11 protein-coding genes are annotated in these 15,407 nt (G+C 59.0%); 5 read left to right on the top strand and 6 right to left on the bottom strand.

What is annotated here, in order from left to right:
* Positions 1-71 precede the first annotated feature (71 nt).
* The 5 genes from ACEN8E_RS09115 (at position 72) to ACEN8E_RS09095 (ending at position 6,907) form a co-directional block, all read left to right on the top strand.
* Positions 72-1,808, top strand: a complete 1,737-nt coding sequence (locus tag ACEN8E_RS09115; RefSeq protein ID WP_495592317.1) for a type I secretion system permease/ATPase — start codon at positions 72-74, stop codon at positions 1,806-1,808.
* A gap of 6 nt (positions 1,809-1,814) precedes the next feature.
* Positions 1,815-3,155, top strand: coding sequence for an HlyD family type I secretion periplasmic adaptor subunit (locus ACEN8E_RS09110; RefSeq protein ID WP_495592316.1), 1,341 nt, complete (start codon positions 1,815-1,817; stop codon positions 3,153-3,155).
* Position 3,156: 1 nt separating this feature from the next.
* The gene (locus tag ACEN8E_RS09105; protein ID WP_495592315.1) at positions 3,157-4,485 is read left to right on the top strand and encodes a TolC family outer membrane protein; all 1,329 of its coding nucleotides are present in this window, start codon (positions 3,157-3,159) and stop codon (positions 4,483-4,485) included.
* A gap of 247 nt (positions 4,486-4,732) precedes the next feature.
* Positions 4,733-5,863, top strand: a complete 1,131-nt coding sequence (locus ACEN8E_RS09100; RefSeq protein WP_495592314.1) for a nitrilase-related carbon-nitrogen hydrolase — start codon at positions 4,733-4,735, stop codon at positions 5,861-5,863.
* Between the two features lie 3 nt (positions 5,864-5,866).
* On the top strand, positions 5,867-6,907 hold the full coding sequence (locus tag ACEN8E_RS09095) for an AraC family transcriptional regulator (protein WP_495592313.1): 1,041 nt from the start codon (positions 5,867-5,869) through the stop codon (positions 6,905-6,907).
* Between the two features lie 337 nt (positions 6,908-7,244).
* Here ACEN8E_RS09095 and ACEN8E_RS09090 read toward each other — a convergent pair whose 3' ends face one another.
* The 6 genes from ACEN8E_RS09090 to clpP all read right to left on the bottom strand — a co-directional run bounded on the left by ACEN8E_RS09090 (position 7,245) and on the right by clpP (position 15,406).
* Positions 7,245-8,087 carry a DUF2242 domain-containing protein gene (locus ACEN8E_RS09090; RefSeq protein ID WP_495592312.1) on the bottom strand — a complete coding sequence of 281 codons (843 nt, stop codon included), beginning with the start codon at positions 8,085-8,087 and terminating at the stop codon, positions 7,245-7,247.
* Positions 8,088-8,290: 203 nt separating this feature from the next.
* Positions 8,291-10,162, bottom strand: a complete 1,872-nt coding sequence (locus tag ACEN8E_RS09085) for a SurA N-terminal domain-containing protein (protein WP_495592311.1) — start codon at positions 10,160-10,162, stop codon at positions 8,291-8,293.
* A gap of 233 nt (positions 10,163-10,395) precedes the next feature.
* The gene (locus ACEN8E_RS09080; RefSeq protein WP_002552737.1) at positions 10,396-10,668 is read right to left on the bottom strand and encodes an HU family DNA-binding protein; all 273 of its coding nucleotides are present in this window, start codon (positions 10,666-10,668) and stop codon (positions 10,396-10,398) included.
* Between the two features lie 149 nt (positions 10,669-10,817).
* Positions 10,818-13,214, bottom strand: a complete 2,397-nt coding sequence (gene lon, locus ACEN8E_RS09075; RefSeq protein WP_495592310.1) for an endopeptidase La — start codon at positions 13,212-13,214, stop codon at positions 10,818-10,820.
* 161 nt (positions 13,215-13,375) lie between these two features.
* Positions 13,376-14,659, bottom strand: a complete 1,284-nt coding sequence (gene clpX, locus ACEN8E_RS09070) for an ATP-dependent Clp protease ATP-binding subunit ClpX (protein WP_007982210.1) — start codon at positions 14,657-14,659, stop codon at positions 13,376-13,378.
* Positions 14,660-14,770: 111 nt separating this feature from the next.
* Positions 14,771-15,406, bottom strand: a complete 636-nt coding sequence (gene clpP / locus ACEN8E_RS09065; protein ID WP_495592309.1) for an ATP-dependent Clp endopeptidase proteolytic subunit ClpP — start codon at positions 15,404-15,406, stop codon at positions 14,771-14,773.
* Position 15,407 lies beyond the last annotated feature (1 nt).

The following is a 15,407-nucleotide window of genomic DNA, read 5'->3' as shown; positions in this document are numbered from 1 at the left end:
TAGAGGAACTACATTTATCGTTAGCTGTTGCGCCACAAGGGCGACCGGCATTTCGATGTGGGAGGACCAACATGCCCAAGCAGGCGAGCATCCGTTCTGAACTGGCCGACGCGCTTTTTCGCATGCGCCGCAGTTTTTACTTGCTGGCAGGGTTCAGCGGCGTCATAAACGTCATGATGTTGACGCCAGCCGTTTATATGCTGCAGGTCTATGATCGAGCCCTGGTCAGTCGAAATGTCACGACACTGACGATGCTGACTGTCCTGGTGGTAGGACTGTTCCTGCTGATGTCCACACTCGAAATGGTCCGCACCCGCGTGCTGATCCGGGTCGGCAACTGCCTCGACATGGACCTCAACCGGCGCATTTTCACCGCGGCATTCGAGCGCAACCTGAGCCGCGCCGGAGGTAATCCGGCCCAGGCCCTGCAAGATCTCGCCCAGGTTCGTCAGTTCGTCACCGGCAATTCCCTGTTCGCCTTCTTCGATGCACCGTGGACGCCGATCTACCTGCTGGTCGCCTACCTGATCCACCCACTGCTCGGACTGCTGACACTGATCGGCTCGCTGATTCTGATGGGCCTGGCTTATCTCACTGAAAAGGCGACGCAGAAGCCGCTGGCCGAAGCCAACCAGGCTGCCCTCTCCTCCGCCCAATACGCCAACAACAACCTGCGCAATGCCGAGGTCATCGAGGCCATGGGCATGTTGCCGTCGATCAGCAAGCGCTGGTACCTGAGCCATTTGCGCATTCTGGAAATGCAGACCCTGGCCTCCGACCGCGCCGCCTTGATCAGCAGCACCGGACGCTTCGTGCGGATCACGTTGCAGTCCCTGATCCTCGGCGCCGGCGCGCTGCTGGCAATCGAAGGCAAGATCACCCCGGGGATGATGATTGCCTGCTCGATCCTCACCGGCCGCGCACTGGGGCCGGTGGAACAGGTCATCGCGTCGTGGAAGCAACTGCTCGGCTGCCGCACGGCCTGGGGCCGGCTCAACGAGATGCTGCACGACTATCCGCGTCGGCCACCGAGCATGTCGCTGCAGCGGCCGCAGGGCATGCTGGCGGTGGAGAATGTGTATGCCGGTGCCCCCGGCACCAACAACACGATTCTGCGCGGGGTAGGCTTCAGCCTTGTTCCCGGCGAAAGCCTTGGCATCATCGGTCCGTCCGCCTCGGGCAAATCCACCCTCGCCCGCCTGCTGGTTGGCGTCTGGCCGGCCCAGGCCGGCAAAGTGCGCCTGGACGGTGCGGACATATTCACCTGGAACAAGGGCGAACTAGGCCCATGGCTCGGCTACCTGCCACAGGACGTCGAGCTGTTCGAGGGCAACATCGCCGACAATATTGCGCGCTTTGGCGAAGTGGACAGCGAAGCGGTCATCCGCGCCGCCAAGACCACTGGCGTGCACGAGATGATCCTGCGTTTTCCGCAGGGCTATGACACCCGTCTGGGCACCGATGGCAGCCCGCTTTCCGGTGGCCAGAAGCAGCGCATCGCCTTGGCCCGGGCGTTGTATGGCGAGCCCAATCTGATCGTGCTGGATGAGCCGAACGCCAACCTCGACGACCTCGGCGAAAAGGCCTTGGTCGATGCGCTGGCCGAACTCAAGGGCCGTGGCGCTACCGTCATTCTGATTTCCCACCGCCCCAACGTACTCTGCGCCGTCGATAAGGTGCTGATGCTGCGCGACGGCGGCGTGCAGATGCTCGGCACGCGCGATGAAGTATTCGCAGCGCTGCGCAAGGCCAGTGTGATGCCGGCAGGCGCATCGACTCCGCTAGCCTCCGTCAAAGCACGGGAGTGACCGATCATGCAAATGAGCCAACACACCGAGATGATCAAAGCCGATACCAAGAGCGTGGTAGATCTGGACGTCGGTAAACCCGCGCGGTGGGGCGTGTGGCTGGTGCTCGCCGGCTTCGGCGGTTTCCTCCTGTGGTCCTGGCTGGCGCCGCTGGATGCCGGCGTAGTAGCGACAGGCACGGTCAAAGTCACCAACAATCGCAAAGCCGTGCAGCACCTCAGCGGCGGTACCGTAGAAGCCATTCTCGTTCGCGAAGGCGATCTGGTGGTAAAAGGTCAGGAGGTGGTCCGCCTCGACTCGTTGCGTGCCACTGCCGAAGAGGGTGCGGTCAGCGCCCAGTACATCGTCAGCAAGACCGTGGAAAACCGCCTGGAAGCGGAACGTGACGGCCGCGACGTGGTGAACTTCGACCCCGATTTGCTCCAGCGCTTCAAAGGCGACCACCGTCTGGAAGCCGCCATGGACCTGCAACAGCGCCTGCTGGACACCCGGCGCGCCGGTCTCGCTGGCGAAATCAGCATCCTGCAGGAGAACCTTGCGGCGTCAGCAGTGCAGCTCAAGGGCTTGCAGCAGGTCTATAGCGCCCGCGCCTCACAGATCAGCTTCCTCAACCAGGAACTGCAAGGCACTCGCGTGCTGACGGCCGAAGGCTATGTGCCGCGCAACCGCCTGCTTGAGCTGGAACGCAACAATGCCGAGCTCTCCGCCGGCCAGGCCGAGAACCTCAACAACATCGCCCGCGTGCGCAGCCAGACCACCGAAATCAAGCTGCGCATCCTGCAGCGCCAGCACGATTACCTGAAGGAAGTCGAGTCGCAGCTGACTGAAACCGCCAAGGAAAACACGACCCTGGCCGACCGCTTGCGCTCGCTCGACTATGAAGTGACCCACACGGTGATTCGTGCGCCAATCGACGGCATGGTCCAGGCACTGAGCATTGCCACCGTCGGCGGGATCATTCAGCCCGGCTTCAAGATCATGGAAATCGTTCCGCTCAACGAACCACTGCAGGTCGACGCGATGATTCCCGTGCAGGCCATCGACAAGATGGTCCCCGGCCTGCCCGTGGACATTTCCTTCCCGGCCTTCAACCATGCCAGGACGCCAAACATCCCCGGCCGCGTGAAGACCATCTCCGCCGACCGTCTGATGGACGAGGAAAGCAAGCAACCGTTCTATCTGGCCCAGGTGGAAGTCACACCCGATGGCATGGGCCTGCTTGGCAGCAATCACATTCGCCCCGGCATGCCCGCCAGCGTCACCATCAAGACAGGCGAACGCAACATGATCAGCTATCTTCTTAAACCAATGCTCGATCGTGTGGACAGTTCATTCAAGGAACAATGAGATGGAACGTCATTGCCTGTTCTTCTGCCTGCTGGGGTTGGCCCTGCCGGCCGGTGCCATGGACCTCAAGCAAGCCTGGGACCTGTTGCAGTTCCAGGGCCCCATCTACCAGGCCTCCGTGCATGAAAAAGAGGCCGGCCAGGAAAACCGCGCCATTGGCAAGTCTGGCCTGCTCCCGCAGATCAATGCCTCGGGCTACCACAACAAGGTCAATGGCTCCCAAAGCCAGAGCGGCATCGACAGAGATCTCCATTACGACTCCAAGGGCGCCAACGTGCGCCTGCGCCAGCCGCTGTTCAACAAACAGAAGATGGCCGAGTACCGCCAGGGTCAGCAGCGTGCCGACTACAGCAACGCGGTATTCGATGCCAAGACCCAGGACGCTGCGGTGCGCTTGTCCGAAAGCTATTTCGATGTGCTCCTGGCCAGCGAAACCATCGTCCTGGCCAAATCCAAACTGACCGCCTTCGAAGAGCAACTCGCTTCGGCAAAGCGGCGCATGGAGCTGGGGGCCGGCACCGTCACCGACATCGACGAGTCGGCCGCTCGCCGCGACCTCGCTGACGCCGAGCTGATCGAAGCGCAAGACAACCTGATCAACGCACGCCGCAAACTTGAGGAATATATCGGTGAAACCCCCGAGTCACTGACCACTTTGCGCCCGAGCTTCGATACCCCCCCGCTGCTACCGAGCAGCCTGCAGGACTGGCTGGTCAAAGCCCAGACCGACAGCCCGCTGATCCATGCGCGCCGTTACAGCAGCGACCTCGCAGCAGAAGAAGTGAATCGTGCCAGGGCCGGCCACTGGCCAACACTGGATTTCATTGCCGGCTACACCGCGGGTGAGAGCCAGTCACTTTCCGAGTTGAATCAACGCAACCACTACGGCTCAATCGGGCTGGAGGTCAATATCCCGCTGTACAGCGGTGGCGGCGTCAGCGCGCTGACACGCCAGGCCAGTGCCAATAGCGATAAGGCCATGGACGAACTCGACGCCGCGCGACAGGAAGTCATCACCGAAACCACCCGTGAGTATCAAGGCATTCTGAGCGGCGCCAAACGCATTCGCGCACTGGAGAAGGCCGTTGAGTCCAACGAACGCTCACTGGCATCGTCACGCAAGGGCTTCAAAGAGGGCGGCACCAGCACCAACTCGGACGTCCTCAATGCCGAAGAGCTGCTCTTCGTTGCGCGCCACGATCTGTTCGAAGCCAAGATACGTTATTTGCTGTCGCGCCTGCGTCTGGCCTCTTCGGTAGGCAGCCTGGGCGACGACGATATCGATCAGATCAACAACTACCTCGGCCCGGAACTGCTGGTCACCAAATGATGCTCACCAACTGGGCTGGTCTAGCGAAGTGATGGCTGAACGGCACTTCCCGCCCATGATCCCCGCCTGTCAATGCACTTCTCGCTTGCCCCCTTCGTTCATGACTGCATCCCGGTGCAGAACGACAGCCGCCAGCGAAAAGACCGCCAACGTTGAAATTTGCCCACTAAGCCCTTGATTCCCTTTATGCTCGATCCAGCCCCTAATGAAAAGCCAAGCCCGGCTCCAGGCTGTAAACTGTTTCCCCATGCGCAAACTTTTGTACCTGACATTCTCCATGGCGTTACTCGCCGCCCTCACGACCTACGCGATGTGGGCCGCGGACCGGCCGGTGGGGCATTACCTTTCGGACCTGCGGATCAACCTGGCTGTCGACCGGGGTACGCCTGCGGACCGTGGCAATCTGTTGGGCATTCAGCCCGAGTTGTTTCCTACCGATTATCAAAGTCCCGAGCGTTTGCACCGCAAGCTTGCGGCCTATCTGCAAGCAGCCCGGGACCAGGGTTTGTTGAACGGCAAGACTGTCGTGGTGTTGCCGGAACATGTCGGTACCTGGCTGATGGTCAGCGGCGAGAAGGATGAGCTGTATCAGGCCAGCACCCTCAAGGAGGCCATGAACTGGCTGGCGGTGAGCAATCCCCTCAAGTTCGCCAAGGCGCTGATCAGCGCCGAGGGTGGCAACCGTCTGGACGATGCCCACCTGCGCATGAAAGCCAAGGCGATGGCCAGGGACTACCAGGCATTGTTCGGAGGGCTGGCCAGGGAATTTCATGTGACGCTGGTGGCAGGCTCCATTGTGCTGCCCGAACCGAGCATCATCGACGGCACTTTGAAAATCGGCCGCGGCGCGCTGTACAACAGCAGTGTCGTATTCGACAACGAAGGCCTGCCGATTGGCCAGCCCCAGCGCCAGATGCATCCGTTCTTCGCAGGACATGCCGGGATCAAGGCGAACGGCGAGCACTCGCTCAACGTCGTTGATACCCCGGCAGGAAGGCTGGGTGTTTTGATCGGCCGCGACAGCTGGTACCCGGAAAACTACCTCAAGCTCAACGAACAAAGCGTTCAGCTGGTTGCGGTACCGGCCTTTGTCGCCGGCCGTGGCACCTGGGATCAGCCGTGGCGCGGCTACAGGGGGTCGCCTGCGCCTTCCTCGGTCAACTTGAAGCCAGGAGAAGTCAGTGAAGGCCAGGCCTGGCAACACCTGACCCTCACGACCCGGAAACCGGACAGTCAGGCTGTCGCCGGCATGAGTGTGTTCCTGCGGGGCCGGTTCTGGGATCAGGGCAGCGCCGGGAACAGTTTCCTCAGCAGCAACGGCCAACACTTTGCCGACGGCAACGCCCAGGGTGCGCGCTTGCTGAACCTCTGGTTGTAAGCCATGAAACCGCAGCCGATGCGCCTGGGCGATCTGTCGGTGGGCTTCGTTCATAGCCTGGCCGATGCGGTGGGCAGTCATGGCGTCGATCCGCTGCCACTGCTCGATCAATACGGCCTCGATGCCGCGCGCCTGAGCGAAGCCGGTGCCCGGCTGTCGATACCGCGCTACATGCGCCTGGGCCACAGCGCCATTCAACTGACCGACAACCCGGCCCTTGGCTTGCGCATGGGACAGCTCAGTCGCCTGAGCCAGATCGGCCTCGCTGGAGTCACCGCCGCCCAGGCGCCGACAGTACGTGAAGCCGCCCGGTGCCTGATTCGATTCGAAGCCTTGTATGGTTCCAATTATCGGGGCCAATCAAGTTTTCACGAAGATGCCCAGGGCGCCTGGCTGCGTTTCTATTCGATCAGCCCCTATAACGCCTACAACCGCTTCGTGGTGGATTCGATCATCGCTGGCTGGTTGCAACAATTATCCAGTGTCAGCCCTGCCCCGCTTCGCGCCGAACGTATCGAGATCGAATTCGAGGAGCCCGGTTACCGCGCGGCCTATGACGTTTTGGGTGACTGTCCGATTCAGTTTGGCGGCGAGCGCAATCAACTGCGCCTGAGCCTGGCAAGTCTCGCCCAGCGCAACCCCGAGCATTGCCCGAGCACCTGGCGGCATTTGCTGCAACTGTGCGAGCGGGAGCTGGAACAATTGACACGCACCCGCAGCCTGCGTGAACGCATCATCGCGCTGCTGGGGCCGTTGCTCAATGGTGGCCGGGAACCCGAACTGGAAGAAGTGGCGGCACGCCTGAAGCTGCCCACCTGGACCTTGCGCCGCAAGCTTGCCGAGGAAGGCACGCAATTTCGCGCAATCCTCAATGAAACCCGTCGCGACCTGGCCATGACCTACATACGCGACACCGAACTGGCGTTCGGAGAAATCGCCTACCTGCTGGGCTTTGCCTCAGCCGAAGCGTTTCAACGCGCATTCAAACGCTGGAACGGGCAGACTCCCGGCGAATTTCGCCGCAGCCATCGCCAATCCGCCTGATGCCTACAACTCGGTAGCGTCTTCCGCCGGCTCCAGCGGGTCCAGTTCGAAAGCCTGGTACTCGAGCAGCTCTTCTTGATAATCGTCCATTCTTGAATCCCCCGACCAGTATTGAAAACGTCTGAATAAATGACCCATTCCTTGAGCATAAAGTGCCCGCGTGAAAGAAAAATGACGCGGACACGACACTCTGTCGCTACTGAATAAAACGTAGCAGCTGGTCAGGAATCTATCATCGGCTTTTTCGCGGGAGGCCGCAGAACAGCGGACTTGCTTGATGCGGGTCAATCATTGAGCTGGCCACAGGATCGTTTGATCCGATCCTGTGGCATCACTCTCACTGGCCGGTGACCGGCATCGCCGGAATGGGTTCGCTCGGCGGTGGCAAGTCACTCGGGTTCGACGGTGGCGTGATGATCTGCGGAGACAAGGCAGGCTCTACACTGGCCGGTGTGATCGGCGCCGCTTCAGGAGGCGGCGCAACCGGCTCGGAGGCCGCAGGCGTTGCCTCGACGGGTGCCGACCCGGGAACAACTGCAGCAGGCTCTGCAGCGGGTGCGGCTGCCGGGGCAGGCGCGAGCGGTGCGGTCTTGGCTTCAGGAATGCCCAGGTCTGTTTTCGGCTTTTCGGTGATATGCGCAGCCTTTTTCGCTTCCGGCGGCAGGAACAGTTCGACCAGTGCGAAGAAACGCTCGTAGAACTTGGCAGACGATACGGTTTCGCTGGCGACCTTGACCATCGAGTCATCGGAGGAGCCGATCGGCATCGACACCGAGCCCAACACACCCACACCAAGACTGGCAGAGTTGTTGGTTTTCTTCAGCGCATAACGATCCTGCAGGGCGTTGGCGAATACGGTCGCGTGATGCCCTTCGCTGCCATCATCGGCACACACCACACTGAAGCTGATCTCCATGTGGTTCTCGCCGGTCTGCTGAAAGCTCTTGTGACCGCTGACCAGCTTCGAATCGTTGCTGGTGATGATGTAGCCCTGACTGAGCAAGGCGCGACGGGCGGCTTCGCAGCTCTGGGTATCGGTGACCGGATAATTTCGGGAAAAGGTGCCGGAATCGTCGAAATTCTCATGCTCGTAGATGGCGCCTTTGTTCGATGAACAACCGGCCGCGGCGGCAAGCACGGCTGCCAGCCCGACAATCCGCATGGGAAGTGATTTAAACATTGAACATCCTGAGGAAAACGGTTCGGGGCATATTGTGCAACAGATCGATGCTTAGCGGAGCATCGATTGTGTCTTAAAACGGTTACAGGCTGATTGACCCCGATTTTGCACAGAAGTCACCGCGGCAACTGACGTACGGCCAAACAAAAAGACCCCGGCCTTTCGGCCGGGGTCTCCTGTGCAACGCTAAACCTGGTCAGGCATCAGTAACGCTGGATGTCCGCCTGGCTTTCCAGCTGCTTGCGATAAGCCGCAAAGTCTTGCTGGCCGATGCGCGAAGCGAGGTAGCGACGATACTGTGCTTTCTCCTCTTCGGTCGGTGCCGCTGCTTCGTTCACGCCATTGAGACGCACGATCATCAGGCTGCCATCGGCCAGCGTCACGCTGGTGAAGGTCGGCTTGTCCTTGGCCGCTGGCTTCGCCATGCGGAAGAGCGCTTGCAGCACGGCAGGGTCGACCCCTTCCTGAGCGCGAGTGGCCGCTTCAGTGACTTTCCAGGCCTGGCCGTTGACCGCCTGATCCAGCGGGGTCTTGCCATCGCGCAGGCTGGCAATCAGGGCTTCAGCCTTGGTCTTGGCGTCGGCGCTGGCGTGTTCCTTGGCCAATTGCACACGGATCGCGGCAGAGACGCTCTCCAGCGGCAATTGCGAAGGCTTCAGATGCTCCTTGGCACGCAACACGACCACGGTTTCCGGATCGAGCTCGATGGCGGTGCTGTTCGCACCCTCATCCAGGACTTCCGGGCTGAACGCGGCAGTGATTACGGCACGGTTGGCCGCAATACCCTCACCGCCTTCACGGCCGAACGGCTTGGACGTCTGGACGGTCAGTTTCAGGTCCTGTGCTGGCTGCGCCAGATCGGACGCTTCGAACGAGGCGTCTTCCAGTTGCTTGCTCGCCTCGACGAAACGCTGCTCGACCTGCTGGGTTTTCAGACCACGGGTCAGCTTGTCTTTCAGGCTGGCGAACGTTGGCACTTCCGGGGCTTCCACACCCAACAGCTTGATCAGGTGGAAACCGAAGTCGGTGCGAACCGGCTCCGATACCTGGTCCTTGGCCAACGAATACAGGGCCTTTTCGAACGCGGGATCGTAGACGCCGGGACCTGCATAACCCAGGTCACCGCCGTTGTTCGCCGAACCCGGATCCTGGGAGAACTCCTTGGCCAGCGCCTCGAATTTCTCGCCCTTGGCCAGACGGGCCTGAATCTCTTGGATCTTCGCCTTGGCTTGCGCCTCGGTGGACTTGTCATTCACTTCAATCAGAATGTGCGCAGCCCGGCGTTGCTCGGACAGGTTCGCGATTTCTTTCTGATAGGCCGCTTGCAGGTCTTCGTCCTTGACGCTGACCTGATCGAAGAAGGCAGCCTTCTTCAGCTCCAGGTAATCGATGACCACCTGGTCCGGCGTCATGAACTCCTTGGCATGCTCGTCGTAGTAGGCCTTCACCTCTTCGTCGGTCAGCTTCACAGCCGCCGGGTCGGCCTTGATGTTCAGGGAGGCGAAATCGCGGGTCTGTTTTTCCAGACGGGCAAACGCCAGCACCTGTGCATCGGTCACGAAACCGCTACCTGCCAGGCCGGCACGCAGCTGGCCAATCAGCATTTCCTGAGCCAGCATCTGGCGGAATTGCATGCGGCTATAGCCGAGCTGGCGAATCACCTGGTCGAAACGCTCGGAGCTGAACTTGCCATCAACCTGAAACTCTGGTGTTTGCAGGATGACCTGATCAAGCGCGGCTTCGGAAAAGGCGAACTTCGACTTTTCTGCGCCTTGCAGCAGCAGCTTGCGATCGATCAGGCCCTTCAGAGCCGATTCGCGCAACATTTTTTCATCCAGCAGGGAAGCATCGAAATCCTTGCCCAGCTGTTGCATGAGCTGGCGGCGTTGCATATCGACCGCCTGGCTCAGTTCGTTCTGGCTGATTTCATCGCCGTTGACCTTGGCCGCATCATTGCTGTGCGACGTGGCCTTGAAAATGGCATCGAAACCGGTCAAGGCCATCAGAACAACGATGACCCCGATAATAGTCTTGGCAATCCAGCCTTGTGAATTGTCCCTGATATTCTGCAGCATGCGTCCCCCAGAAACGGTTGAACTTCAAAATTAGGCAACCGTGGAGCGTGGGTAGAATCCGGATAGAAGAAAGGCGCATCCGAGGATGCGCCTTCTCGTAACTGGCGGAGCGGATCAAGGGCTCGAACGGGCGACCCTCGGTGTCTTGAACCGGCGACCTGCAGCCAGGACTGCCGCTCCGCTGCCAAGTCAGGCATGACCCCGACCCGGATGGGTAAAAACCTGAATCGAACTTAGTTGACAGCTTCTTTCAGTGCTTTACCGGCTTTGAAACCTGGTTTTTTGGCTGCTGCGATTTCCAGCGTCTTACCGGTCTGAGGGTTACGACCAATGCGAGCTGGACGATCAGTTACGGAGAAAGTACCGAAACCAACCAGAACAACAGAGTCGCCAGCCTTGAGAGCGCCAGTGACGGATTCGATTACAGCGTCCAGCGCACGGCCAGCAGCAGCTTTCGGGATATCAGCGGATGCAGCGATAGCATCAATCAGTTCCGACTTGTTCACTCTAAGTCCCCTTATATCTATTTGAGTATGATTCTAAGTTTTTTTGGTGAAAGCAAAAACGAGTGCTGAATGGCCTACAGACACTTAAGAGCCGCTTTATAACAAGGGCTCTAAAAAGCTGTCAAGAAAGCCCCCCAGGCAAATACGTACTAATGCGTGCTAATTCTTTCCTTAGAATCTGCGTCGCGTTTCTCATCCTTCGCGACTATCTCCGGAGCCACATCCGGCAAGGGCTCCGGCGCGTATTGCAGCGCAATTTGCAGGACCTCGTCAATCCATTTAACCGGTTTAATCTGTAGATCCTGCTTGATATTGTCCGGAATCTCTTTGAGATCGCGCACATTCTCTTCAGGAATGATCACGGTCTTGATTCCGCCACGATGGGCAGCCAGCAGTTTTTCTTTCAAACCGCCAATCGCCAGTACCTGGCCACGCAAAGTGATTTCACCGGTCATGGCGACATCCGCGCGTACAGGAATACTGGTCAATGCCGACACCAGGGCCGTACACATGCCTACACCGGCGCTAGGACCGTCCTTGGGAGTTGCCCCCTCCGGCATATGGATGTGCGTGTCGCGCTTCTCATGGAAGTCCAGGGGAATGCCCAGGCTTTTCGCCCGACTGCGAACAACGGTCAAGGCTGCGGTGATCGACTCGACCATCACGTCACCCAGGGAACCGGTCTTGATCAACTGGCCCTTGCCCGGCACCACAGCGGCTTCGATGGTCAGCAGTTCGCCGCCCACCTGAGTCCACGCCAGCCCGGTCACCTGGCCGATCTGATCCTGCTGCTCGGCCAGGCCGTAGCGGAATTTGCGCACGCCCAGGAAGTGCTCCAGCATGTCTGCGGTGACCTTCACCGAGAAGCGTTTTTCCAGCGCATGCTCCTTGACCGCCTTGCGGCAAACCTTGGCAATCTGACGCTCAAGCCCACGTACACCGGCTTCACGGGTGTAGTAACGAATGATGTCGCGGATCGCTTCTTCGTCAAACTCCAGCTCGCCTTTCTTGAGGCCGTTGGCTGCAATCTGCTTCGGCGAAAGGTATTTGACGGCGATGTTGATCTTCTCGTCTTCGGTGTAGCCCGGCAGACGGATCACTTCCATCCGGTCCAGCAACGCCGGCGGGATGTTCATCGAGTTCGAGGTGCACAGGAACATCACATCGGACAGGTCGTAATCGACCTCCAGATAGTGATCGTTGAAGTTGTGGTTCTGCTCGGGATCGAGCACTTCCAGCAACGCCGACGCCGGGTCGCCACGCATATCGCTGCCCATCTTGTCGATTTCATCGAGCAGGAACAGCGGATTGCGGACCCCCACTTTTGTCATCTTTTGAATCAATCTTCCTGGCATCGAACCGATGTAAGTACGGCGATGACCACGAATTTCCGCTTCATCACGCACACCGCCGAGGGCCATGCGCACGAATTTACGGTTGGTGGCGTGAGCAATCGACTCCGCCAGGGACGTTTTACCTACCCCTGGAGGACCGACCAGGCACAGCACCGGACCACGAATCTTCTTCACGCGCTTTTGCACGGCGAGGTATTCGAGGATGCGTTCCTTGACCTCTTCCAGGCCATAGTGGTCGGCATCCAGAATGTCTTCGGCGCGCGCCAGATCCAGGCGCACCTTGCTCTGGGCCTTCCACGGCACTTGAACCAGCCAGTCGATGTACGAACGCACCACGGTCGCTTCCGCGGACATTGGCGACATCTGCTTGAGCTTGTTCAGTTCAGCCGTCGCCTTGGCCAGCGCGTCTTTCGGCAGGCCGGCCTCATCGATACGCTTTTTCAGCTCTTCGACTTCGTTGTGACCTTCGTCGCTGTCGCCGAGCTCTTTCTGAATGGCTTTCATTTGCTCATTCAGGTAGTACTCGCGCTGACTGCGCTCCATTTGCTTTTTGACGCGACCGCGAATGCGTTTCTCGACTTGCAGCAGATCGATCTCGGCATCCAGCAACGCCAGAACGTGCTCGACCCGGGCCGACAAATCGATGATTTCGAGGATTTCCTGCTTCTGTTCGATCTTCAGGGCCATGTGCGCGGCCATGGTGTCCACCAGGCGGCCCGGCTCGTCGATGCTGTTGAGCGACGACAGGACTTCAGCCGGGACTTTCTTGCCCAACTGCACATATTGCTCGAACTGCGACAGCAGGCTGCGAACGAACACTTCCGACTCGCGCTCTGGCGCTTCGACTTCGTCGATCAGGGAGATTTCGGCACGGCAGTGGCCGTCCACTTCGCTGAAGCGCTCGACGGCGCCCCGCTGCTCGCCTTCGACCAGAACCTTGACCGTGCCGTCAGGCAGCTTCAGCAGCTGCAGAACGGTAGCAATTGTACCAACGCGATACAGGGCATCTTCACCGGGATCGTCGTCAGCCGGGTTTCTCTGGGCCAGCAGAAGAATCTGCTTGTCGCCCGTCATCGCAGCCTCGAGGGCTTCGATAGACTTCTCGCGCCCCACGAACAGCGGGATAACCATGTGCGGATAAACCACGACATCACGCAATGGCAGGAGAGGCAATTCGATGGTTGTCTTCATGATTTCGCCTCTACGGCGGCCATAAGGCCGTAAACAGATGGAAGTAAGCTTGAAACCAAGATGGGGGCTGCCTTGAAAAAAAACAAGCACAAAGACGGTGTTAAAACCCGCAAAAAGCAAAGGGGCCCGAAGGCCCCTTCTTTATTCAAGCTGCGTGACGCTTAAGCGTCTGGCGCGGCCTTGGCGGTCGGCTCACTGTTTTCATAGATATACAGTGGCTTGGACTTGCCTTCTATCACGCTTTCATCGATCACTACTTTGCTCACCTCCGATTGCGAGGGGATTTCATACATAGTGTCGAGCAATACACCTTCGAGAATCGAGCGCAGGCCACGGGCACCGGTTTTACGCTCCAGGGCACGCTTGGCGACCGATTTCAGAGCGTCGGAACGGAATTCCAGATCAACGCCTTCCATCTCGAACAGCTTGGCATACTGCTTGGTCAGGGCATTTTTCGGCTCGGTGAGGATCTGCATCAACGCAGCCTCGTCAAGCTCGTCCAGTGTGGCAAGTACCGGCAGGCGACCGACGAATTCCGGGATCAGACCGAACTTGACCAGATCGTCAGGCTCGACTTCACGCAGGGATTCACCGACTTTCTTGCCTTCTTCCTTGCTGCGCACTTCTGCATTGAAACCGATGCCACCCTTGGTGGAACGGTTTTGAATAACCTTTTCCAGACCGGAGAACGCACCGCCGCAGATGAACAGGATGTTACGGGTGTCGACCTGCAGGAATTCCTGCTGCGGATGCTTGCGACCACCTTGAGGCGGAACGGAAGCGACCGTGCCTTCGATCAACTTGAGCAGGGCCTGCTGCACGCCTTCACCGGAGACGTCCCGGGTAATCGACGGGTTGTCAGACTTGCGCGAAATCTTGTCGATTTCATCGATGTAGACAATGCCCATCTGGGCTTTTTCCACGTCGTAATCGCACTTCTGCAGCAGCTTCTGAATGATGTTCTCGACATCTTCACCCACGTAACCCGCCTCGGTGAGGGTGGTTGCGTCAGCGATGGTGAACGGAACGTTCAGCAAGCGGGCCAATGTTTCGGCAAGCAGGGTTTTACCCGAGCCTGTCGGGCCGATCAGCAGGATGTTGCTCTTGCCGAGTTCGACGTCGTCATTCTTTTTGTCACGCTGATTCAGGCGTTTGTAGTGGTTGTACACCGCTACGGCCAGAACCTTTTTCGCGCGTTCCTGACCAATCACATACTGATCGAGGATGCCGCTGATTTCTTTAGGCGAAGGCAATTTATGCGCGCTGCTTTCGGCCTGTGCTTCCTGCACCTCCTCGCGGATGATGTCATTGCACAGGTCGACGCACTCGTCGCAGATAAAGACCGAGGGGCCGGCAATCAATTTGCGCACTTCATGCTGGCTTTTGCCACAGAAGGAGCAATAGAGCAGCTTGCCGTTGTCCTCGCCGTTGCGGGTGTCAGTCATTCGTTCGATCCAAATCCGATAGGCTTGCAACACAAGATGAAGGCTATTGCGGGCTTTTTCAAGCCCGCTGGTGTCGGACCTGCCGACCAAGCCTGTTTTGAGCTGCTTATTTTAAACAGGGCGCCGGCTGATCACTTCATCGATCAAGCCGTACTCACGTGCAGCGTCTGCACTCATGAAATTATCGCGGTTGGTATCGCGCTCGATTTCTTCAAGCGTGCGCCCGCTATGCTTGGCCATCAGCGTGTTGAGACGCTCGCGGATAAACAGGATTTCCTTGGCATGGATTTCGATATCCGATGCCTGGCCCTGGAAACCGCCCAGCGGCTGGTGAATCATCACACGCGAGTTCGGCAGGCAGTAACGCTTGCCCGGGGCACCGGCCGTCAGCAGGAACGCGCCCATGCTGCACGCCTGACCGATGCAGGTGGTCGACACGTTGGGCTTGATGAACTGCATGGTGTCGTAGATCGACATGCCCGCCGTCACCGAACCGCCCGGGGAGTTGATATAGAGATGGATGTCCTTGTCCGGGTTTTCCGCTTCAAGGAACAGCAGTTGCGCACAGATCAGGTTGGCCATGTAGTCCTCTACCGGGCCAACCAGAAAGATCACTCGCTCCTTGAGGAGGCGCGAGTAGATGTCGTAGGCGCGCTCGCCACGAGCGGACTGCTCGACAACCATCGGGACCAGGCCGCCTGCGGCCTGGATATCAGAGTTCTGCTGAATATACGAATTACGGAACATG

This window comes from Pseudomonas sp. Pseusp9, assembly GCF_059491265.1.
This window is presented reverse-complemented; position numbering and strand designations above follow the sequence as displayed.

What these genes read in the sequence shown, in the direction of transcription:
- ACEN8E_RS09115 (WP_495592317.1), top strand. Translation starts at nt 72, where the DNA reads ATGCCCAAGCAGGCGAGCATCCGTTCTGAACTGGCCGACGCGCTTTTT.
- ACEN8E_RS09110 (WP_495592316.1), top strand. Translation starts at nt 1,815, where the DNA reads ATGCAAATGAGCCAACACACCGAGATGATCAAAGCCGATACCAAGAGC.
- ACEN8E_RS09105 (WP_495592315.1), top strand. Translation starts at nt 3,157, where the DNA reads ATGGAACGTCATTGCCTGTTCTTCTGCCTGCTGGGGTTGGCCCTGCCG.
- ACEN8E_RS09100 (WP_495592314.1), top strand. Translation starts at nt 4,733, where the DNA reads ATGCGCAAACTTTTGTACCTGACATTCTCCATGGCGTTACTCGCCGCC.
- ACEN8E_RS09095 (WP_495592313.1), top strand. Translation starts at nt 5,867, where the DNA reads ATGAAACCGCAGCCGATGCGCCTGGGCGATCTGTCGGTGGGCTTCGTT.
- ACEN8E_RS09090 (WP_495592312.1), bottom strand. Translation starts at nt 8,087, where the DNA reads ATGTTTAAATCACTTCCCATGCGGATTGTCGGGCTGGCAGCCGTGCTT.
- ACEN8E_RS09085 (WP_495592311.1), bottom strand. Translation starts at nt 10,162, where the DNA reads ATGCTGCAGAATATCAGGGACAATTCACAAGGCTGGATTGCCAAGACT.
- lon (WP_495592310.1), bottom strand. Translation starts at nt 13,214, where the DNA reads ATGAAGACAACCATCGAATTGCCTCTCCTGCCATTGCGTGATGTCGTG.
- clpX (WP_007982210.1), bottom strand. Translation starts at nt 14,659, where the DNA reads ATGACTGACACCCGCAACGGCGAGGACAACGGCAAGCTGCTCTATTGC.
- clpP (WP_495592309.1), bottom strand. Translation starts at nt 15,406, where the DNA reads ATGTTCCGTAATTCGTATATTCAGCAGAACTCTGATATCCAGGCCGCA.